Origin of the sequence: Microseira sp. BLCC-F43, from assembly GCF_041929235.1 — a bacterium.
Classification (GTDB): domain Bacteria; phylum Cyanobacteriota; class Cyanobacteriia; order Cyanobacteriales; family Aerosakkonemataceae; genus Microseira.
In genome coordinates this window covers 52,659-74,569 of record NZ_JBHFNP010000352.1, presented here as the reverse complement: position 1 = coordinate 74,569, position 21,911 = coordinate 52,659, and the positions used below count along the sequence as shown (strand labels likewise).

General features: G+C 44.2%; 20 protein-coding genes. 12 read left to right on the top strand and 8 right to left on the bottom strand.

Annotation, left to right across the window (positions count from 1 at the left end):
• Nucleotides 1–151 precede the first annotated feature (151 nt).
• Entirely contained in the window at nucleotides 152–1,018 is an 867-nt protein-coding gene (locus ACE1CM_RS46945; RefSeq protein WP_374886508.1) for a sugar kinase, read from the bottom strand.
• A gap of 68 nt (nucleotides 1,019–1,086) precedes the next feature.
• Between ACE1CM_RS46945 and rsmI the strand changes: the two genes are divergently transcribed.
• Nucleotides 1,087–1,935 (top strand): 16S rRNA (cytidine(1402)-2'-O)-methyltransferase, encoded by an 849-nt coding sequence (gene rsmI / locus ACE1CM_RS46940; protein ID WP_374886507.1) that lies wholly within the window; start codon nucleotides 1,087–1,089, stop codon nucleotides 1,933–1,935.
• 99 nt (nucleotides 1,936–2,034) lie between these two features.
• Here rsmI and ACE1CM_RS46935 read toward each other — a convergent pair whose 3' ends face one another.
• From ACE1CM_RS46935 to ACE1CM_RS46920, 4 genes are all read right to left on the bottom strand, one after another.
• Nucleotides 2,035–3,057 carry a hypothetical protein gene (locus ACE1CM_RS46935; RefSeq protein WP_374886506.1) on the bottom strand — a complete coding sequence of 341 codons (1,023 nt, stop codon included), beginning with the start codon at nucleotides 3,055–3,057 and terminating at the stop codon, nucleotides 2,035–2,037.
• A 444-nt stretch (nucleotides 3,058–3,501) separates the two neighbouring features.
• Entirely contained in the window at nucleotides 3,502–4,524 is a 1,023-nt protein-coding gene (locus tag ACE1CM_RS46930; protein WP_374886505.1) for a hypothetical protein, read from the bottom strand.
• Nucleotides 4,525–4,904: 380 nt separating this feature from the next.
• A complete protein-coding gene (locus ACE1CM_RS46925) occupies nucleotides 4,905–5,453 on the bottom strand; it encodes a DUF4291 family protein (protein WP_374886512.1) in 549 nt (182 codons plus the stop codon).
• Nucleotides 5,454–5,458: 5 nt separating this feature from the next.
• Nucleotides 5,459–5,584: a hypothetical protein gene (locus ACE1CM_RS46920; RefSeq protein WP_374886504.1), complete on the bottom strand. Its 126-nt coding sequence runs from the start codon at nucleotides 5,582–5,584 to the stop codon at nucleotides 5,459–5,461.
• A gap of 43 nt (nucleotides 5,585–5,627) precedes the next feature.
• On the opposite strand from ACE1CM_RS46920, the gene ACE1CM_RS46915 reads away from it, so the two are divergent.
• The 3 genes from ACE1CM_RS46915 to ACE1CM_RS46905 all read left to right on the top strand — a co-directional run bounded on the left by ACE1CM_RS46915 (nucleotide 5,628) and on the right by ACE1CM_RS46905 (nucleotide 10,426).
• Complete coding sequence (locus ACE1CM_RS46915) at nucleotides 5,628–5,864, top strand: lipopolysaccharide assembly protein LapA domain-containing protein (protein ID WP_374886503.1); 237 nt, start codon at nucleotides 5,628–5,630, stop codon at nucleotides 5,862–5,864.
• 299 nt (nucleotides 5,865–6,163) lie between these two features.
• On the top strand, nucleotides 6,164–9,883 hold the full coding sequence (locus ACE1CM_RS46910; protein WP_374886502.1) for a Rossmann-like fold-containing protein: 3,720 nt from the start codon (nucleotides 6,164–6,166) through the stop codon (nucleotides 9,881–9,883).
• Between the two features lie 3 nt (nucleotides 9,884–9,886).
• Entirely contained in the window at nucleotides 9,887–10,426 is a 540-nt protein-coding gene (locus tag ACE1CM_RS46905; protein ID WP_374886501.1) for a hypothetical protein, read from the top strand.
• A 13-nt stretch (nucleotides 10,427–10,439) separates the two neighbouring features.
• On the opposite strand, the gene ACE1CM_RS46900 is transcribed toward ACE1CM_RS46905, so the two are convergent.
• The gene (locus ACE1CM_RS46900) at nucleotides 10,440–11,060 is read right to left on the bottom strand and encodes an alpha-ketoglutarate-dependent dioxygenase AlkB (RefSeq protein ID WP_374886500.1); all 621 of its coding nucleotides are present in this window, start codon (nucleotides 11,058–11,060) and stop codon (nucleotides 10,440–10,442) included.
• Nucleotides 11,061–11,226: 166 nt separating this feature from the next.
• On the opposite strand from ACE1CM_RS46900, the gene ACE1CM_RS46895 reads away from it, so the two are divergent.
• The 4 genes from ACE1CM_RS46895 (at nucleotide 11,227) to ACE1CM_RS46880 (ending at nucleotide 13,219) form a co-directional block, all read left to right on the top strand.
• Nucleotides 11,227–11,406: a hypothetical protein gene (locus ACE1CM_RS46895; protein ID WP_374886499.1), complete on the top strand. Its 180-nt coding sequence runs from the start codon at nucleotides 11,227–11,229 to the stop codon at nucleotides 11,404–11,406.
• A gap of 43 nt (nucleotides 11,407–11,449) precedes the next feature.
• Nucleotides 11,450–11,656, top strand: a complete 207-nt coding sequence (locus ACE1CM_RS46890) for a hypothetical protein (protein ID WP_374886498.1) — start codon at nucleotides 11,450–11,452, stop codon at nucleotides 11,654–11,656.
• Nucleotides 11,657–11,749: 93 nt separating this feature from the next.
• Nucleotides 11,750–12,001 (top strand): hypothetical protein, encoded by a 252-nt coding sequence (locus ACE1CM_RS46885; RefSeq protein ID WP_374886497.1) that lies wholly within the window; start codon nucleotides 11,750–11,752, stop codon nucleotides 11,999–12,001.
• Between the two features lie 60 nt (nucleotides 12,002–12,061).
• On the top strand, nucleotides 12,062–13,219 hold the full coding sequence (locus tag ACE1CM_RS46880) for a YbjN domain-containing protein (protein ID WP_374886496.1): 1,158 nt from the start codon (nucleotides 12,062–12,064) through the stop codon (nucleotides 13,217–13,219).
• Here ACE1CM_RS46880 and ACE1CM_RS46875 read toward each other — a convergent pair.
• The gene (locus ACE1CM_RS46875; RefSeq protein WP_374886495.1) at nucleotides 13,211–13,780 is read right to left on the bottom strand and encodes a thermonuclease family protein; all 570 of its coding nucleotides are present in this window, start codon (nucleotides 13,778–13,780) and stop codon (nucleotides 13,211–13,213) included. The genes ACE1CM_RS46880 and ACE1CM_RS46875 overlap by 9 nt on opposite strands.
• Nucleotides 13,781–13,904: 124 nt before the next feature.
• Between ACE1CM_RS46875 and ACE1CM_RS46870 the strand changes: the two genes are divergently transcribed.
• From ACE1CM_RS46870 to cbiD, 4 genes are all read left to right on the top strand, one after another.
• Entirely contained in the window at nucleotides 13,905–14,780 is an 876-nt protein-coding gene (locus ACE1CM_RS46870; RefSeq protein ID WP_374886494.1) for an SDR family oxidoreductase, read from the top strand.
• Between the two features lie 365 nt (nucleotides 14,781–15,145).
• Nucleotides 15,146–15,547, top strand: a complete 402-nt coding sequence (locus tag ACE1CM_RS46865) for a response regulator (RefSeq protein WP_374886493.1) — start codon at nucleotides 15,146–15,148, stop codon at nucleotides 15,545–15,547.
• A complete protein-coding gene (locus ACE1CM_RS46860; RefSeq protein WP_374886492.1) occupies nucleotides 15,540–17,549 on the top strand; it encodes a response regulator in 2,010 nt (669 codons plus the stop codon). Before ACE1CM_RS46865 ends, ACE1CM_RS46860 begins: the two co-directional genes overlap by 8 nt.
• Nucleotides 17,550–17,652: 103 nt before the next feature.
• Nucleotides 17,653–18,720: a cobalt-precorrin-5B (C(1))-methyltransferase CbiD gene (cbiD, locus tag ACE1CM_RS46855; protein ID WP_374886491.1), complete on the top strand. Its 1,068-nt coding sequence runs from the start codon at nucleotides 17,653–17,655 to the stop codon at nucleotides 18,718–18,720.
• A gap of 229 nt (nucleotides 18,721–18,949) precedes the next feature.
• On the opposite strand, the gene polA is transcribed toward cbiD, so the two are convergent.
• Nucleotides 18,950–21,877 (bottom strand): DNA polymerase I, encoded by a 2,928-nt coding sequence (gene polA / locus ACE1CM_RS46850; protein ID WP_374886490.1) that lies wholly within the window; start codon nucleotides 21,875–21,877, stop codon nucleotides 18,950–18,952.
• Between the last annotated feature and the right edge of the window lie 34 nt (nucleotides 21,878–21,911).

Genomic DNA, 21,911 nt, shown 5'->3' with positions numbered 1-21,911 from the left:
TCAACCGCCAAGACGCCAAGAACGCCAACAGAGAACCAGAGGTTTAAGTCAATTTCAACCGCCAAGACGCCAAGAACGCCAACAGAGAACCAGAGGTTTAAGTCAATTTCAACCGCCAAGACGCCAAGAACGCCAAGAGACAAGGAGAGGTTTAAGTCAATTCTCGTTCCATCCATCGGCGAGTGCCGAAGTATTGGCAGGAATGGGAGGCTATTTTTGCTGCTGCTGTTAGGGTTTCTCGAAAGGTGGTTTGTAAGATGTAATGGCAGAATGCGCCGTGGAAGATGTCTCCTGCACCCAGGGTATCGACGGGGTTTATTTGAGGGATTTCTATTTCACCCTTTTCAGTGGGGGAACGATATAGAATTGGTTTTTCTCCTCTGGTGATGGCGATGTGGGGAATTTCCACGTTTGATAAGTAGGAAAAGACTTGTTCTGAGTTATGGCAGTTGGGAGGATAAAAGTTGTCGGAACAAATGGCATAATCTACGATTGGTAAGATGTTTTCTAAGCCGGGTTTCCAACTGCCGCCATCGATAACAATCGGGATGTTGTTTATTTTGGCTTGTTGCGCGATCGCATACCCGACTTCGATTTGATGTCCGTCAATCAGTACTATATCAACTCCCTGTAAAATATCGGCGGGAATGCGATCGCTTCTTGCTTGCGCTTTGCTGGCGTTGAGGGAAACTACTGCGCGATCGCCTGTTGTTTGGGTGACAATAATTGATGAGACTGGTGGCGGTTCTGTGCGCGAGGGATCTAGGTCGGCGATCGCTACTTTATAATTGTCTAAATCCCTGCGAATTAACCCATTAATTGGATGGTTACCTGCTACAGTCAGTACTATTGCTTCATTTCCTAAGTAACTAAAAGTTACCGCCGCATTTGTGGCAGGTCCTCCCGCTGATACTGTATAATCAGCCGCTGCAATTTTCTGGTTGGGACTGGGAAAGCTGGCTGTTAAATAAATTAAATCTAAGGTCAGCATTCCTACAAACAATCCTTTTTTACCCATAAGCCTATTTTGCGTCTAAATTATTACAGCTTATAACATATAATTTAAGAGACTTGATATGCAATTTTATGCCGGAGCAAACACCAGGTATTTTATATTTAGTCGGGACGCCGATCGGTAACCTGGAAGATATGACTTTCCGCGCGGTGCGAATTTTACAAGCGGTCGATCTAATCGCCGCAGAAGATACGCGCCACACTGGGAAGCTGTTGCACCATTTTCAGATCACAACCCCTCAAATAAGTTACCACGAACATAACCAAAAAGCGCGAATTCCTGAGTTAATCGAACTGTTGAGTCAGGGCAAAACTATAGCACTCGTCACCGACGCCGGAATGCCAGGTATTTCCGACCCCGGTTACGAACTGGTCAAAGCTTGTATAGAAGCTAACATTGACTTAGTTCCCATTCCCGGCGTCACGGCGGCAATTACCGCGTTGAGTGCAGCGGGGTTACCCACGGATCGTTTTGTGTTTGAAGGCTTTCTGCCAGCAAAAGGTCAACCGCGAAAACAGCGCTTAGAAGCTCTCAAAATCGAATCTAGAAGTATTATTTTATATGAATCGCCACACCGCATCAGGCAAACTTTGCCAGATTTGGCAACTGTTTTAGGAGAAAACCGTCAAATTGTTCTGGCACGGGAGTTAACAAAGTTACACGAGGAGTTTTGGCGGGGGAGTATTAAGGATGCAATCGCTTACTATAGCACCCGCGAACCTCAAGGTGAATTTACCCTCGTTCTTGCCGGTACTCAGTTAGAAACACCCCAGATGAATGATGCCGCCATCAAACACGAATTACAGCATTTACTCAGTCAAGGACTATCCCGCAGTGAAGCTAGCCGCCAATTAGCCGCATTAACATCTTTATCCCGCCGCCACATTTATCAATTAGCTTTGGAAATTGGTGATGGCTAATTGCTAATTGCTAATTGCTAATTGCTAATTGCTAATTGCTAATTGCTAATTGGTCATCGAGAAAGTTTATTCTTCCCCATTACCCATTACCCATTACCATTATTCGTTTTGAAACACTTCCTTAGAAAACATTTCTGAAAAAGTACGCAGATAAGGGAGAAATATCGGCACATCTTGTAACGGCAAGCGCTCCTGAATTTCCCAGCTCATGAACAATAGCATTTCCTGCACCAGCGTCCAGCTCACTTTCAAGCAGGGATATAACATGACGCAGAGGGGAAACAATTGCTGTTGTACTGAGTAGATACTGCGGTCTAAAACGCACAGACACAGGTAAACTTGAAACATTTCTACATCGCGGATACTAGAGATTCTCACCGTTTCCGCAGTCAAAGCGCCGCTGTAGCTTTGATAGCCCGGATGCTGGCGACTGACACTTTGGCAAACTTTACAAGCAATTTTAGTGCTGATCGGTAGCAGGTGCTGCACTGCCAATAACATGGGAGAATTTTCCTCATGCTGGGCTGCCGCTTTATAGGCGGTCTGTAGCGGCATGTACATGTGGTCGTCCATCACCTTTAAATACGCCGCAAATACTTTTTGCTCGTCTAGGGATAACCACTCGAGTAAATTTTGTCCTGTATAGTGAAACTGCATACTGACAAAGCCGATGGCACGCGGATCGACGCTAGTATATTTCTTGCGAACTCGACCGCAGTTTCTGCCTACCATCACCGACAAGCGTTGTGGCGGTATCCCTGATGCATAGGCATCTAAAGCTTTGTGGAATAGTTCGCGCGTATCTGCAGCAATCTCTAACGGATTGATTAATTCTGGGTTAATATTCTGCCTTTCCATCTCCTGGGCTAACAACGTTTCCGTTAGCGACCAAGCTTTGGCACTGGCTAAGTTTAGATTCTTTATTAGCTTGTTCGCTGTTGTTTTCCTACTTTCGATAGATGTTGTTTCCGTTAAATTTTGCTTGGGTTGCGGTTGACCCGGAGCTTGATTGGCAGCCACGGAAAGGTAGTATTTCCGCGCCCAAAGAACTGCCAGAGATTGAAGATTTTCCGGCTGTTGGGACTTAACTGTAGCGGCTGTAAATTCCAGGGATTGGTTCATGGCTTTGTCCAACTGGTTAAAAGTAATGATGCATAAGCTGATAAAGTAATAAAAGGATCGCCCCCAAGGCTAGACAAGGGCGCTCTCGCTTTTAAGACAAAACCGTTCAATCATGTAAGTGTAATTTTTAGTTTAATTCACTGTTGAAGGTAAAGTCTGCTGTGTTTTTACTGAAAGATACAATTTAATCTTTATAATTTTATAATATTGTTAACAATTATTTAAAATAATGCCGAACAAAACGAGTTTAGGCTCGCGAGCGCGCCTAAACTCCTGTACTTGTGACTATGGGCACCAAGGTATACACAAGATGGAGAAGGAGAGCCGATCTTTTGCCGTTCCCTCTCGCTGTTCTAAATCAACAATATATCAAAAGATATACAGTTGATTCTTTTGGCTCGAACCAAGAAGCGCCAATTACCAATTACCCATCACCCATGACCGTTATTCGTTTTGGAAAACGGCTTTAGAAAACATCTCCGAAAATGTACGTAGATAAGGTAGAAACACGGGTACAGATTTTAAGGGTAAGCGTTCCTGCATTTCCCAGCTCATGAATAACAGCATTTCCTGTACTAGCGTCCAGCTCACTTTCAAGCGGGGATATAACATCACGCAGAGGGGAAACAGTTCTTCTTGCACCGTGCGGATGTTCGATTCCAGAACGCACAGGCACAGGTAAACTTGAAACATTTCCACATCGCGGATGCTGGAGATTCTCACCATTTCTGAATTCAGCGCGCCGGTGTAGGTATGATAGCCCGGATGCTGCCGAGCTACGCGATCGCATACGGAATGGGCAATTTTCGTACTCATCGGTAGCAGGTACTGCACCGCCTGCAATTGAGGAGAATCCAACTCATGCTTAGCCGCTGCTTCGTAAGCAGCAGACAGGGGCATGTACATGTGGTCGTCCATCACCTTTAAGTACGGTGCAAATAGTTCTTTCTCGCTTCCCGATAGCCATTCGAGCAACTTTTGCCCCGTGTGGTGAAACTGCATACTGACAAAACCGATCGCTCGCGGATCGTTGCTGGTATATTTCTTGCGAACTCGACCGCAGTATCTACCCACCATCACCGACAAGCGTTGTGGCGCCACTCCCTCTGCATAGGCATCTAGCGCTTTTTCATATAAATTCCTTATATCTGCCGCAATCTCTAATGGATTAATTAATTCTGGGTTGATGCCGTGTCGTCGTATCTCTTTAGATAGCAAGGTTTCCGTTAGCGCCCAACCTTTGGCACTCGCCAAAGTCAAATTCTGCATCAGTTTGTTTGACGTCCTGCTTCGACCTTGCTTCGAGCTAATTTCCGTCAGGTTTTCGGCGTTTTGCTGTTTCTCGTCATTCTGCGAAGTCACGGAAAGATAGTATTTCCGCGCCCACAACACTGCCAGCGAATGCAGGTTACCTGCTGCTGGTTGGGATTGAATGCTAGCCGCTGCTGATGCTAAAGAGTGAGTCATCTGGCAATCCAAATTGTCAAAAGTGGTTTAAAACGAGCAAATCAAGCCATTTTGGTCAGGTATGCTGACGCTTATGAGCTTAAAGACGACAGGAAACAGCTTTGTGTTCAGCCAAAGACTTTGGGCGCACCTAGTACAAAACTGTCAAGCGGACTTTCTACTTTACACAAGCTTTATATAATTTAATTTTTAATTATGCCGTATTTTTGCGGAAATGTAAAACTTTTTGTTTACGATCGTTAATAACTATAATATAAATTTGGTATTTTTCTCATATACTTACGTCTCAGGGCAGATTTGCGCTTCAGTTACTTAAGAAAAACTTAACAAAGCCTTGATAAAATTTATTTGCCCAATAGGCAAATCAATCTTTTTCGCCCCTAATCCCCCCCTCTGGTAATTTTGGACAATATATTATAGCAGATAAATTTAATTTTGCCAAGGTGTGCTAGGAAAGGCAGGCGATTGTGCTGCGGAGATGGTAGGCGATCGCGCTTCCAGGTAAAATCGGATTGCATCGCTAAAATTATTTCAATTTCTGGGCTAACTTCATACACCCTTTCTTCAGGAGCTAACAAAATTTTTTGTTCCCCTTGTTCAAGCAAGGCTTGGATTGTATCAGCTAATTCGGTAACATCCTCAATACTGAGAATCCAATTGTTCGCATATTGCTGAACCACAGTGCCGCGAATGCCTAATTGGATAGGGCGACGCTCAAGTTTTCTCAGCCATAAATCCCGCTCCGGGTGCCATTGATAGCGTACTTCACCCTGGTTTAAAGCGCGTTGCCAATCTTGTTCGGTTGTAAATAAATCTCGTGCAAAAGAAGTTGGTATGGTTTGAGAAAGTTTAATTTTGAGGATGCGTTCTTGTCTGTGCTGGGTGGCATAATCAGAACGATAAAGCATCCAGCCAAAAGAAGGTTTAATCTAAGTCATGGGTTCCAAGTTAAAACCTTTGCCAAATCTACCCCCCCTGCTTCATCAGCAATCGAGTGCTTGAAAGCTTGGTAAACGAAAATTCCTGACCGCTCAAAGCAGGCAAAGATTTTTCGTGTCATCTTAGAGATCTGCTGAATTTTCGGAGTTATTGTGTGACCAGTTATGAAAAGTATCGCCAATTTAATTGCTTGTCTAATTTTAGCTGTTTGGGCGATCGCGATCGCCCTCTTCTCCGTGCAAAACGCCACGCCGGTATCCCTGAAGTTGCTAGGGTTTGAGTCGATTCAAATGCCAGTAGGGGTAGTGCTGGCGTTTAGTGCGGGTATTGGGGTGATGCTGGGAGCGATCGCTCTCCCGGTGTTCACCCGTTCCAATCGCAAATTAGAAGATGCTGAATGAGTTTTAAACGAATCTATACTGCCGCTCATACCTGTTCGGCAGTTAGAAATTAGGCAAATGTGCGCTGGGAGTGCAAGTTTCAAGTTAGACCAAAATTATCGCGATCGCGGGTAGTCTTGTATCCCCAAAAAATTTGTAGTTAAAATTTACATAGAAACCAAGCATTTGTGGGAATTGTACTGCTATAATGCCGGTTAAACAAAAGCAGGCAATTGCGGTCAGTAGGGCGAGTGACATCAGGGTAGGGATAAAAGCTACGCAGCCTGTGCAATTAAAGCAATGTCTGGAGGAATTAGACAATGAGTGAAAGATCCTACGCCCAAACCAAAAACTCAGCTACCCCCTCCCAAGCTACTCAATCAAGTTCGCCCCTATTTAAGCAACGCCGTTTCACTGATGAGCGATATGAAGCCGTGGCAAAAGATGCCACAATATCAACAGAAGGGGGATCGCAACAGCCGAAAATCGCCCGTGCTGGCTTGAATTGGCGAAATATATCCATCGAAGCGCCTCCTAGAGCGGTAGAATCAAGCACCTATCCAGGAGGAATTCAACGCAAAGAAGAGGAAGAACAACTTGCGGAAGCGCCAACAATTCAACGTCAGGTTTCAGCAGAATCAGAAGAAAAAAGCACAGAGGAAGCTTGCAATTCAACCAGATCGACAGCAGGGCCAGCACAACAGCAAAAAATCGCCCGTGCTGGTTTTAATTGGCGAAATATTGCTATAGAAGCGCCATCTAGAGCGGGAGTTTCCAGCACTTACCGAGGAGGAATTCAACGTCAACAAACCTCAGAGAGCAAGCAAGAAGAAGACAGAAATGAATCTCTCCAAATGCAGTCAGATGGGGCAATTCAGGCTAAATGCAGTGAATGCGAACAACAAGAAAAACAACAGCAAAATAACGAATCAGTTCAAACCAAACTAACCGTTGGCGCACCCGGAGACAAATACGAACAAGAAGCTGACAACATGGCGGCGAAAGTCATGACCATGCCAGACTCAGCCTTACAACAACCAATTCAACGTCAAACTGAGGCAGAGCAAGAACAGCTTCAAACCCAACCTCTGGGAAATACCATCACCCCGCTGGTTCAACGCTCAGGCGATCGCAGTACCCAAGCTTCTTCCAGTATCGAAAGCCGTCTCAACAGTTCAAAGGGTGGAGGTAGTCCTTTACCCGATGATGTACGTAGTTTCATGGAGCCGCGCTTCGGCGCAGATTTTAGCTCCATCAAAGTGCATAACGACTCGAATGCCGTGCAGATGAATAAGGAGTTGGGGGCGCAGGCATTTGCTCATGGTAGCGATATTTACTACGGTGCTGGGAAATCTCCGGGTAAGAATGAATTGACAGCGCATGAATTGACGCACACCATCCAGCAGGGTGCGGCGGTGCGGATGAATAAACAAGTGCGGCTTAAACCTCAGCAAGAGGAAGAACAAGAAACACTTCAGGCGAAGGAAATTTTTTCTGTTCAAGAAGACCGCCAGGGATTAAAATCCCACAGCTTAAGCTCAAGTCGGTTAAAACCGACTATTAATAATATTGCTAGTCCGCTTCAACGGACTTTAGCTATTAGCCCGGAAATTGATTTCCGGGCGGTCGATGATTCAAAACAAGCAACCCCCCTTAACTTTGAAAGCAGCTTCTTCCGATCGGAAACGCCAGGTGACACCATCGCTGCAAAAGAAATCCCCAGTTATAATCCCAACCTGAGCCAGAATAAGGAACTACGCCAAAAACCACTTGATGAGGAACAAGAAGAAACACTTGATGAACCAATTCAAGCCAAGCAATTCACTAATTCTTCTCACTTTAACAATAAAAATACCATCCAGCGTCAGTCATTGGCGGTAAGTTCCGTAAGTCCTCGCATCCAGGGAGACTTTCTGGGAATTGGCAACCCGATTGATAAAATAAAAGGAGCAATAGCTGGATTTGCCAGCCGACTTCCAGGCTATCCTTTACTCACATTAATATTAGGAAAAGACCCGATTAGCGACGCCCCAGTCCAGCGCAATGCTACCAACCTAGTTCGCGGTCTGCTTAGTTTAGTGCCAAACGGCGACAATATTTTTAACAATTTACAACAATCGGGATCGTTACAGAAAGGTTTTGATTGGTTTAATGGAGAAATCGCTAAACTTAACCTGACTTGGGATGCAATTAAAAGACTGTTCGGTAAAGCTTTAAACTCATTGGGAGTGCGCGATGCACTCAATCCTGTCGGGGCATTTGAGAAGGTTAAAAACGTCTTCCTAGAACCAATTGGGCGCATCAAAAACTTTGCCGTCTCTGCGGGGACAAAGGTGATGGAATTCGCCTTTGAAGGCTTCCTGAATATGGCAGGCGGCGCAGGCGCGAAGGTAATGGGAATTCTGCGTAAAGCGGGCGGTGTTTTTACCAGCATTCTTAAAGATCCAGTTGGTTTTTGTGGCAACCTCGTCGGGGCGGTGCGCGGTGGCTTCCAGAAGTTTTCCGGTAACGTCGCCACTCACTTAAAGAATGGCTTGACAGGTTGGTTATTTGGTGCATTAGCGGGTGCTGGTTTAACACTTCCAGCCCAGTTTGACTTGAAAGGAATTGTTTCCATTGTCCTGCAAGTTTTGGGTGCTACTTATGAAAGATTGCGGGGTAAATTAGCCAATAAAATAGGGGAACAGAAAGTAGCGCGGCTGGAGAAAGCATTTGATTTTCTCAGGACAATTGTCACGGGTGGGTTAGCTGCGGCTTGGCAGAAAATATCAGAATTTGCCGGAAATCTGCAAGAAATGGTAATCGGCGGGATTAAAGAATGGGTGATGCACAGCGTAATTACCGCTGCGATTACTAAGCTGATTTCCATGTTTAATCCAGCAGGGGCAATTATTCAGGCGGTGATGGCAATTTACAACACCGTCATGTTCTTTATCGAGCGGGGTTCGCAGATAGCCGCGTTAGCAGAAGCGGTATTTAATTCGATTGGAAATATCGCGGCGGGGAATGTAGCTGGCGCGGCTAATTATGTCGAACAGACGATGGGGCGTAGTCTTCCCGTGATGATTAGTTTCCTGGCGCGATTGATTGGGTTGGGAGGGGTTAGCGAGCATATTAAGAATGTAATTAAGAAGATTCAGACGCCGATAGAAAACGCCTTGAATAAGTTGGCGAATTTTATCGTCGAGAAGGGTAAGAGTTTGTTGGGTAAGGGTGAAGGTCAGAGAGGGGGCGGCGAACAAAACCCGCAGGAGCGACTAGATCGAGCTATGGCTGCTGCACAGTCTGCTGTTAACCGTTTCACGGGCAAGCGCGTTGGTGCCCTTGTTCTCAAACCATTACTGAGTGCCATCCGTCTGCGTTATGGGCTAAAATCACTGGAGCTAGTGCCGGATGGGGAACGTTGGGCAATTGAGGGTATCGTTAACCCGAAGAAGATAGAGACAACGGGCGTGCTCAGGGGTGAGGATCTCGCCCCCAGCGAAGGAAAAAGGATTTTGCTTTTGGGAGAAGGAGATTTTAGTTTTGCATTAAGCCTTGCTAAGCAGGTTCAGCCAGCACAACGCAGTGGCATAGTCGCGACCTCTTATGACAGCGAAACTCAAGTCAAACAGTTGTATAAAGGCGCTGAACAGAACATTAGTAACCTGAAAAACAGTGGAGTTACAGTTTTACATGGAGTCGATGCCACTAAAATAGACTCAAGCCAAGGTTTATTCACTGGTATCGTGTTTAACTTTCCATTCGTGCCGGGAGATAGACCCACAGCTGTGACACGCAATGTTGCCATGCTCCAAAATTTTTTCGCCAGTGCTGCCCAATCTTTGGAGCCTGGTGGCAAAGTATTTCTAACTTCCAAAGAGTATTGGCTGAAAAGATTTAAACCCGTTGAGCTGGCTGATAGTGCTGGTCTGACTCAGGATGGGACACCGCGTAGATTTGACGCTGGAGAATTTCCAGGCTATCAACACAGGGAGAGCCACGCAGATGTATCCGCAGCAGACACTACAACAGGTATCACTTATATTTTCAAGAAATAGCTTATGAAAGACAACAATAGTATCCACCAGGCGATTGATAGAATTCACGAGTTGGGGAACGTAGAAACTGGTCGAGGTCCAAAGCACCCCACCTCCCCAAACCCTCAATTAGCTTCAGAAATAGCGGACTTTATTGACAAGTATTCATTTTTGAAGAAAGACCAAAACTACGTTGAATTTCTCGAATGCTACGCTGGGTTGCTTCTTTATCGAGATAAGGACTTTATGTCTCTAGGAATTTATGGATTTGATGATGATGTTAGCTTGCATCTTGTCAAGGGTGAAGGTGAACTCATTGACGAAGCAGGTATGTTAACATTTGCCGACCTGACGCTTCCTTTGCAAGAAGGGGATAAGAGCGCAGACAACCTGATAGGAATTGGTTTTGCCTTCGACGCCACACAACAGCGACCTTGGGGTGTCTATCGATGTATCAACAATCAACCATACCACTGGTACTGTGGAACGTTCCTGGAATGGCTGGAGAAGTTAGCTAACCAAAAAGGACGATTGCTGGAAGATCCGACTCCCTTATTACGGTAAGATTATCGGTTTGCTACTTTGGCTGGAAAAGTTGCCGTATGGAGGTATTTTGTGGCTGTGAAATATTTCTAAACGTCATAGATACCCTTCTCGTTCTGACAAATTCCCTACATCCATACTTATCTATTTTGCGAGCCGGAATACCATGCTTCCATTGATATCTTGCTTGCCCTTGTAGCACAATTAAACTTCTGGGATATAACAGAATAGGAATTTTTTCTGGAGTTGTTACATGGGAAAATTGCATAATACAAGTAGACCCTAAACTTAATGAAATTATTGTGTTTTCAAAACAACGTGGACAATCTACATGGTCAGCTATGCCTTGCCCTGGTTGATATTCATTTATAATTACTTGATCGGGGATTTTTCCCAAGATTCTATTATCATAAAGTCTCCTGGCTATACTTAATAGCCACTCAGGCAGTTCTCCCAAATACATAGATGGGTTTACAGAACGTTTTTTATAATCATATTTATATCCGTAATGCTGCACCCTTCTTTTTAAGTCTTCCAACCATGTTTGTCGGTCAATCATCTCTAGCAAATTGTCATGTTCATCTTCAGTGATATAATCAGGAATATACTTCATCCCTGGAATTTGTGTTAGCTCAGTGTCTCGATTATTTTGCATATGAATAGTTTTTATCGACTGTATTAAAAGTATAACTCGCGACAGCAATTAGCGATCGCCCTCGCCTTCCCCCTCCCCCCTCCCCCAAAAAAACTCCATCGGTACAGGTATAACTTGACATGACCGCTAATACCGAAACTCATCAACTGGACAAATAAACAAACCTATGACTGCTCTGGAAGTTGTATCAAAGATAGAAGATTTGGTAAAAATTACCTTTGAGTTAGAAAAACTAATAGCAGATGCTTTGTCATCCGTGCATTATCATCCTCAGCACGACCTAAATCTGGGATATCGACAAGCAATTTGGTCTGCACTTGAACCAGATAAAATCAATAGCTGTTAGATAAAAATCCATAAAATCACTGAAATCATAAAGCTAAAAAACTATGAAGCCATCACCGCAATACGATTTTCCAGTTTCAGTCAGGCGTCAAACCTGGGAAGAAAATCCGGGAGTTGCAGCGCTTTATCAAGGAATTTTCGATGTCACCTTAAATCACACCATAAGCGTGATGTTTGTCCCTGAAATTAAAAAAAATGCTAATTGCTGGCCTCCCAGATTGCCAGAGAATATTGATGAGATTAGTACATAAATTGAGGCGCAACTGATTACTGTTGCTCTTTCAAAATATAGTGTAACGCCAAATTCCTTACTAGCAGGGAAAGAAGAAATAATCTCGCGGGAGGTGTGGGAAGTTCCCGAAATCGGAGTAATCTTTTACGTCACACCTCAAGAATTTGATATTTTTAGCGCTGAATTGTCCGTGCTAGCCAACCAAATTCCAGCAGTTCACAGTTCGCGCCAAGTTTACGAAATTGAAAAACTTGAAGTGACTAAATTCCTACTTGATCGAATTACAAAATCAAAATACTTTGCTGAAGAAGACCTGCAAATGCTAGGGCGGCAAAGGGTACAATTAGCTTATCGCTCCGAGTAGCTGTATTTGACTAAACCGTAACAAAACAGGCTGGATCTGTAGGGCTAGGGAGAACTCTGTATGAATGCAAATACCGAAACTCACCAACTCGACACCGAATTAACCCTGCGCGACTCCTCCCAATCTCCGCTTACTGTCCATGCAGTAAATCTCACCCTGACAAAACAAGACGATACCCTAATCGAGTCGCGTCTCACTTTTCAAGTAACTCCCGAACTTTACCAACGCATCGACACAGAAGCATTATTTAATCTTAAACCGGAATTGCGCGGCTCTCTCACAGCAGGAGAATTCACTAGCGAATCCAATATCGAAATTACAGCGAGTTTAAAACCCGATTTACTAACACACCTCACCCCCCACCTTGCTGATGTACCAACTTACCTCAAAAGCCTAAACCAAGAACAACCCGAAAATCCACTTTTATTTACTGAAAGTTGGTTAGCCTTGCAGGTAAAACAGCACGAAACAGGCTATCGCACCTTCTGGGATTATCTTAGTCCAGAGGCAATGACCGCCGACAGTATCGATAGCGACAAAGTTAACGATGCGATCGTTAATTTTTTCAAAGATTGGGCCCAAACTAATCTTCAGGCAATGAGTAGCGATGCAGTTTCTCAGGCGCTGATTGAAGTAACCAAGGGATTTGAAGAATGGGTAGATACTACTTTATCAAATATCAATGAAGAAAATATTGCTCAAGCAATAGAGTCAATGGGCAAGGCGTTTGAAGAATTAGCTGAATCTAGTTCTTCTGGCATCAGTCAGAATATTTTGTCAGCAATTGTCAATTTCTTTACAGAAGATGACTGGCCTTTTGCTAAAATTAAAGGGGAGCCAGTTTTGCGGATGGCTTTTCAAGGTAAAAATGGTAAGTGGACTTGTTACGCTAAAGCTAGAACTGAACAAGCACAATTTGTATTTTACTCGATTTGCCCCGTTACCGTACCAGAAAATAAGCGCTTAGCAATAGCAGAATTCATCACTAGAGCTAATTCTGGCACGATTATTGGCAATTTTGAACTCGACTTTTCAACGGGTGAAATTCGCTACAAAACCAGTATTGATGTAGAAGGTTCGACGCTGACTTTTCCGCAGATAAAACAGTTGGTTTATACCAACGTGATGATGATGGATGAATACTTGCCGGGAATTATGTCTGCGATCGATGGGGAGGTGGAACCAAAAGATGCGATCGCTCAAATAGAATCACTTTGATTTACGCCGATATTCCCAAGGCGGTGTAAACTTCGGATCTCCCCAAACGCCGCGCAAATTTTTCTTGGCATCTGCTTCTGCTTGCTCGATTATAGCGGCGCTGGGACACTTTTTTAAATAAGGACGATAAACTAAGGCTAACCCTTCTTGAATCAAAACTTGTTGAATCAAAGTGCCGTTGCGTAAGCGAACTTCGCTAACTTTGCGTCCGTATTGATCGGTATCGGTTACTGTTAAAACTACGCGATCGCCTCCTTTTTTCACCAACTGCTGCACTCGACTTTGAGCTTTGATTCCCCAGTTGAATTGATTTTTATCTATTATTTTTTGGCTTTGTTTTTCTTTTTGGGTATGGGGAATCTCCGGCGCATCCACGCAGGCAAAGCGCACGGTGGTATTCTTATCGCCATCAACGACAACGATAGTATCTCCGTCGCTGACTCGCTTGACTGAGTAGGTGGGTGGTCCAAACAAGCGATCGCATCCGACTAAGCTAAAAATCAGGCAGGCGACGCCAAGGGAAATCGCGAATTTTCGAATTATTTGATGAATCGGGTTCATTGATTAATATTAAAAATTGGTATTTTCAACAAACCCGGTTTTTTGGAAAAACCGGGTTTCTGGCTTGATTCGAGATCTTGCTAAATCCATACTACAATTATTTTGGTATATTTGGTGTTGGCATATGCAAAAACTATTAGTCACTGGTGCAAGCGGTTTTCTGGGATGGAACCTTTGCCAACTCGCCAAACAGCAATGGGACGTTTATGGAACCTATTTTTCCAAAAATGTCGAAATTCCAGGGGTAACTACGATTAAAGCAGACGTGAGAGACTTTGAGCAAATTAAGCACCTGTTTCAAGAAATTAAACCAGCAGGAGTAATTCATACCGCCGCACAATCGAGTCCCAATTATTGTCAACTCCATCCTGATGAATGCTACTCACTTAATGTTACCGCTGCTTGGAATATTGCCGGACTCTGTGCCGATTATTCTATCCCCTGCGTTTTCACATCTACCGATCAAGTTTTCAATGGTTTTAACGCTCCTTATAGAGAAACAGATAGCGTATGTCCTATTAGTCATTATGGCGAACAAAAAGTTAAAGCCGAACAAGGTATGTTAGAACGCTATCCTAAAACGGCTGCTTGCCGAATGCCTTTAATGTTTGGCATCGCGCCTGCGGGTGCTACTAGCTTTATTCAACCATTTATTCAAATTCTGAGAGCGGGGAAAGAATTAAGTTTATTTACCGATCAGTTTAGAACGCCAGCTAGTGGAAAAACAGCAGCAAGCGGACTGTTATTAGCGTTGGAAAAAGTGGAAGGGATTCTGCATTTAGGTGGAAAAGATCGCGTGTCGCGCTATGAATTTGGTCGGTTAATGGCAGAAGTGTTTGAACTGCCTCAAGATAAGTTAAAAGCTTGCTTGCAAGAAGATGTACCAATGCCCGCACCCAGACCAACCGATGTATCTTTAAATAGCGAGAAGGCTTTTGCATTAGGATATCAACCTTTGTCTTTACGGGAAGAATTGGCAGCATTGCGTGGTTGTTTGTAAAACAACTAAGTAGGTGGGTGTAGTTAAAGGTAAAATGCGCGATATAGCCAGATAACCGACTTCTCTAAGAAGCCGGGTCAGAAACCCGGTTTCGACCTCGATCTCTGGTGACCAAACCAACGATTTTTCGGAGAAACCGCGAATATGAGCGTAAGTCCTAAATTATAAAGTTGAGTAGACATACAGCAGCGATCGCAAGAGCATCTCTAACTGACACTCCTAACTTGTGAAGAAACTTGTAGGGGATGAGTTGGCGCTACAATTTATCATAAAAAGCTAAAGTATGTGGAAATTTAGAGATCAAAATTGGGCATCCTACCTTAGGATAGGTTTACCGAGTCGCAAAAGTTGTGATTGGGGAGAACATGTCGAACAAGGCAATTTTATGTGTGGATGACGAACGCATCGTCTTGGTGAGCTTGCGCGACCAAATAACCAAACACTTTGGCTCGCGCTATCGCTCCGAGTTTGCAGAGAGCGTGGAAGAAGCCTGGGAAGTGATAGAAGAGTTAGACTTGGATGAAGTCAAAATTCTGATTATCGTCTGCGATTGGCTGATGCCCGGTATCCGAGGTGATGAGTTTTTAATCCAAGTTCACCAACGCTTCCCTGAAATCGTCAAGATCATGCTAACCGGGCAGGCAGATGAAGCAGCGATTGAACGCGCACGTCAGCATGCCGCTCTACATGCTTACATCCCCAAACCCTGGAGCGAGGCAATCCTAGTCGCAGCGATCGAGTCGGGCTTGGAGAAAATTAATGTTTAAAGGCGCCATTGTCTGTGTAGACGATCAAAAAATGGTGCTGATCGGACTTCGCGATCAGCTAATCCGCCTCGTGGGTGATGAGTACGCGATTCAATTGGCTGAAAGTGGAAAAGAAGCCCTGGAAATTTTTGCCGATCTAGAACGAGAAGGCATGGAAATTCCCCTAGTTATCTGCGATCAAATTATGCCGAAAATGCGAGGAGATGAACTGTTGATCGCGCTCCACGCCCGCTATCCTACAACGCGAAAAATACTCTTAACCGGAGACGCGAGCATGAATGCTGTCATCAATGCAGTCAACCGTGCCAACCTGTATCGATACATCAGCAAACCTTGGGATGAAGAAGATTTGGGTTTGACAGTCCGAGAGGCGATTCGCAGCTATTTTCAAGATAAACAACTGAACGAACAAAATGAAGCGTTGCGCAGAGTTAATCAAGACCTAGAACTACTCAATGCATCCTTAGAACAAAGAGTTGACTTCCGGACTGGCGAACTGATGGAAGCGAATCAACACCTTCAGCAAGCCAAAGAAGCTGCCGAGGCGGCTAACCTTGCCAAAAGCACTTTTTTGGCAAATATGAGCCACGAACTGCGAACGCCGCTCAACGCAATTTTGGGCTTCACCCAAGTGATGAGCGGCGATAGTTCGATTAGCTCAGAAAATCGGCAATACTTGGATATTATCCAGCGCAGCGGAAACCACTTGCTCAAACTGATCAATGACGTGCTGGATATGTCCAGAATTGAAGCAGGTCGGATCAAGTTGGAGGAAAAGAGCTTTGATCTGTATCGCTTGTTGAACGATTTGGAATTGATGCTTTGTCTTAAAGCTGAGGAAAATCAACTGCTACTGATTTTTGAGCGAGCGCAACAAGTGCCGCAGTATATAACTGGAGATGAAAATAAACTGCGGCAAGTGCTGCTTAACCTGTTGGGTAACGCACTCAAGTTTACCCAGCAAGGGAGCATAATCCTGAGAGTCAAAGTAGAAAAAAAAGAACAATCTAATCTTCAAAATACCATAAATCTGCTGTTCGAGGTCGAAGATACAGGTCCCGGGATTAATGCAGAGGAAATGGAACTGTTATTTGAAGCTTTTATGCAAGCAAAAAACAGTCAAAAATCTCAGGCGGGAGCAGGTTTAGGTTTAGCAATTAGCCGTAAATTTGTCAACTTGATGGGGGGAGATATTACCGTTGATAGCGTAGTTGGCAAAGGGAGTACATTTAGATTTAACATTCAAGCGAGTTTAGCTGAGGCGTCTGACTTGCCAGAGCAGTCGTCGAGGTGGCGCATTATCGGGTTAGCACCCGATCAACCTGTGTATCGCTTGCTAATTGTAGAAGACAATTGGGAAAACAGCCTACTTTTGCTTAAACTGCTGTCATCGCTTGGATTTGAGGTGAAAGAAGCGAAAAATGGATGGGAAGCGATCGCGCTGTGGGAAAGTTGGAATCCCGATTTAATATTAATGGATATGCGAATGCCCGTGATGAATGGTTACGAAGCAACTAAGCGCATCAAAGCCACCGCTAAAGGACAAGCTACGGTGATTATTGCCGTCACCAGCAGCGCTTTTGAAGAAGACCGATCGGAAATTTTATCCATCGGTTGCGATGATTTTGTGCGGAAACCATTTCAAGACGAAATCATCTTTGCCAAATTAGCCGAACACCTGGGAGTTCGCTACCTTTATCAAGAGATTACCGCGCAGTCGATCGCGAGCAAACCGCCAACAGAACCAGCTAAATTGGACTCGCTCACACCTAATAGCTTAAAGGTAATGCCCAAGGAATGGATTGCCCAACTGTACTTAGCTGCTAGTATGTGCCGGGACGATTTAATTTTAGAACTGCTCGAGCAAATACCGCAAACCGATACAGATCTGGCAAAAGCTTTAGGCGAACTAAACTATAATTTTCAGTTTGAAGAAATTATGCATCTGACAGAATTCGCTGCCCCTGACAGCGTGAACTACAACATCAATTATTTGACATAGGGTTTTCCATGTTCATCAAACCTTTGAGGATTTAGAGATCCAGGTCGAAACCGGCTTTCTGGCCTGCAAACCGCTATAATCCCTAAAAAAACTCTCCCCAATTATGTCTCGTACAGGTTACACTCTTCCAGTTTTCGCCGTTGCATCTGCTAAAGCTGCTTTATTGCACCTGCAAGAAAAGTTAGAATTGCCCTGTGAAGTTGCTCTCGATTTGCTGGGAGATACTGCTTATATTTCGATTCAACAAGTTGCTAGATTAGATGATACAAGCGCTTTAGCAATTACCAAGAGCGCTCCGGGAGATAATTTAGATTTAACCCGCAATACCCCGATTTGGGCATGGGTAAAATTAACTGCTAGACAATCCCAAGCCTTAATATTAGAAGCTGGGGAAGGTTTAGGAAAAACTGCCACACAAGAACCGGCAATTTATAGCTACGCCCGTCGCTTATTTGATGCCAACTTGCTACCATTAATTCCACCCGATAAAACGGTAACTGTATCGATTATTCTGCCAGAAGGTCGCGAACTTGCCCAGCGCACTTCTAACGAAGCATTTGGTATTTTAGAAGGATTGGCATTATTAGGAACCAGTGGCATTTCTCAACCTTTGTCAGCGGCGGATCATCTAGAAGAATTTCAACAAATCTTGCAAGCAAAGGTGAAAAATTGTCCTAACTTAGTCTTTTGCATCGGTAGCAATGGGATGCAAGTGGCACAAAAATTAGGGATAAAAGAAGAAGCGATCGCACCGACAGGTAACTGGATCGGCGCGTTGTTAGTAGAAGCCGGATTGCGCGGTGCAGAATCCGTTCTACTTTTAGGTTATCAAGGTAAATTGATTAAACTCGCGGGTGGTATATTCAACACCTCTAGTCATTTAGCAGATGCCAAATTAGAAATTATCAGCGCCGCTGTAGTGCGAATTTGTGGTAATATTGAAGCAGCGCAAGCAGTTTTAAATGCTAAAACAGCCGATGCAGCGTATAAAACTTTGGTGGAATTAGGATTAGCTGAATCCGCCTTCAAAGCCTTAGCGACAACGATTAGCGAGAAAGCTCAGGCATATGTCCAAAAGTATGCCAATGTGGCGTTACAGGTGGGGACAGTATTGTGCGATCGCAAAGGTAACATCATTGTTCGCGATGCGATCGCTGATGAAATCTTATAGCAACTTGCAACCGATTGAGGTACACCTGAGTTTGTCAAGCGCGCTGCCATTTTTGCTGCCGCTACACTTGCCTTGCGCGAAAACGCTGTACCTCATACGGCTGCAATCCGCTGTAAACTCTTCTGTAGGGTGGGTTAGCGATAGCGTAACGCACCATCCCAGCTGATTTGGCTTTCACAACCTCTTCTTTCCTCTTCCCTCTGCGTTCTCTGCGCCTCTGCGGTTCATTTTATTTTGTTTCCATCCAATTTAGTCCCGCGTGAACATCCACCACTAACGGCACGCTTAAATCTACAGCAGTTTCCATCGTCGTGCGAATCTTACCTTGCAATTCTTCCCACTCCGATGGGGGAATTTCAAACACTAATTCATCATGCACTTGTAATAGCAATCGCGCTTGGTAATTCTGTAACACTTCGTGCAGTTTTACCATTGCAATTTTGATAATATCTGCACTAGAACCCTGAATTGGAGCATTCGCAGCGGCGCGTAAAAGTTGGGCATCGTTTTGACCCATTTTCTTCAATTCGCCTAAATTAATATCATCTGGATTGCTACCTTTGAGTTGGCGCAGACTACCAGCCTCGAATTTAAAATAGCGACGACGCCCCAGAATTGTTTCTACATAACCGTTAGCGATCGCTTCCCTTTTCATCCGTTCCAAATAATCAAAAACTTTGGGATAACGGCTATTAAACCGCTTAATAAAATCGTTCGCACTCGCCTTATTAACTCCTTTAGTTGATCGCGAAAACCGCAAAGCACCCATCCCGTAAATCACGCCAAAGTTGATAGTCTTAGCCAACCGTCTTTCATCAGCGGTTATTTCGTCTTTCTCAAACACTAACCGCGCCGTCACCGTATGAATATCCTCATTATTCTTGTACGCTTCAACTAATACTGGTTCTTGACTTAAATGCGCCAAAATTCTTAACTCAATTTGGGAATAATCCGCCGCTACTAGCAACCATCCCGTTTCGGGTAAAAACGCCTTGCGAATTTGCCGACTAAATGCAGTGCGAATCGGAATATTCTGCAAATTCGGGTTAGAAGAAGATAACCTTCCCGTCGCCGTCGCAGTTTGGTTAAAATCCGTATGGACGCGCTGGGTATCAGCACGTATTAATGCTGGTAGTGCATCAACATATGTAGATTTCAGCTTAGACAGGGTGCGATATTCTAAAATTGCATCGACCACGGGGTGATCTCCCTGCAATTTTTCCAGCGTCGCCGCGTCGGTGGAATATCCGCTTTGGATTTTGCGAGATTTTTTAGTACTTAATCCCAGCTTTTCAAATAATATTTGACTAAGTTGTTTGGGCGAACCTAAATTAAACTTTTCCCCCGCCGCCTCATAAGCTTTCTGTTCCAGTGCAGCTAAATCTTTTCCTAATTGTTGCGACAGTTCCCCAAGATAATCTGCATCAATGCGGATACCAACATACTCCATTTCTGCTAAAACGGGTTCTAGCGGCTGTTCCACTTCCTCAAGCAGCGATTTTAGGCGAGTAATTGCTGCTAATTCCTCGCCCATTTTTGCCACTAATTGAAATGTCACATAAACCTGCATTCCGCAGTAATTCGCAATTTTGGCAATGTTGATATCGGCGATATTTTTTCCCTTGGGAACTACATCTCCATAACTGCTGATGCTTGTTCCCAAATATCGCTGAGAAAGGTCGCCGAGATTACTGCTATCTTCTGGATTTAGCACGTAACCTGCTAGCATAGTGTCGAATACAACTCCAGCTAGTTTAATTCCCTGACAGCGCAATACTAAGCGGTCGAATTTGCCATTTTGTAATGCTTTGGGATATTTTGTATCTTTTAAAATAGGACGCAACCCTTCTAAAACCCTTGCCTTCTCTATATTTTTACCATTTTTATGATTAATGGGAATATAGGCAATATTCGTTGGCTCGGTTCCCCAACAGCAACCAATTCCTACTAATTCAGCATCGCGCGGTTCTATATCGCTGGTTTCTGTATCCCAAGCAACGGGAATATTTGTATTGGTGAAAGTTTGTAGTTTAGCGACCAGTTGGGTCAGCTTTTCAGGGGTATCAATAATTTCAGGTTTAATCGGTGAATTTTTTTCTGACTGCGCTGCTTGTGTTTCCTCGAAACTGAAAAATGACAGTTGCTCACCTTCAAATAAATCTTCTGATGGGGTAGCCTCTGGTTGTTGATTTTCTTCGACAATACCTCCAAATGCTTGCTGAAGTTGCCTGACTCTTCCCAAAAAAGATTTAAATTCTAACTTTTCTAGCAGTGGTTCTAAAATCTCGCTATCAAAACCTTTTAGCTTGCAGTTTTCTAAAGTAACTTCCAACTGCACATCGAGTACCAGTTGCGCCAAGTGCTGAGAATGATAAGCGGCGTCTTTGCCTTCGAGTAGCTTTTTCTTAGTTGCACCCTGAATTTGCTCGATAGAGGCATAAATTTGGTCTAAAGAACCGTATTCGGTAAGTAACTTAACCGCTGTGATTTCGCCAATGCCTTTAACGCCGGGAATGTTATCGGATTTGTCACCGCACAGCGCTTTTAAATCAACAACTTGCTCTGGGAATACTCCCATTTTTTCTTTAACTTGCTCTCTGCCAAACTCTGTAAGTCCAGTATTGCTACTGCGCTGCAAGAAAGTTTTACCTAGATACAAAATCGTGATGCACCCATCTGAATCTACGAGTTGGAATAAATCTCGATCTCCGGTGAGAATTTTGACTTTATATCCAACAGCAGTTGCTTTTTTTGCCAAAGTGCCTAGAACGTCATCCGCCTCGTAGCCTGGAGCGGTTACAATGGGCAAGTTAAATGCATCTAGTAAGTCGTGGAGATTTTTTAGGTCGGTGATGAAATCTTCCGGTGTTTCGACGCGATCGCCTTTATAAGTATCGTCCGCTTCGTGGCGGAAAGTCGGCAACCCTAAATCGAATGCGATCGCTATACTATCTGGTTTCTCTGACGCCATTACTTCCAACAGCGACTTGATAAAGCCAAAACAGACGCTTGTCGGAATTCCCGTGGAAGTTTTCAACCCCCCATCTCGTCCTTTAGCAAAGGCATAGAAGGAACGAAACGCTAACGAGTGACCATCAACCAAAATAATTAGCGGCATTTCCACGGTAGCTAAAATGGATTTTGCGACAAACTCCATTTTAGCTACCAGCGAAGCCTTTCCACATTCACCG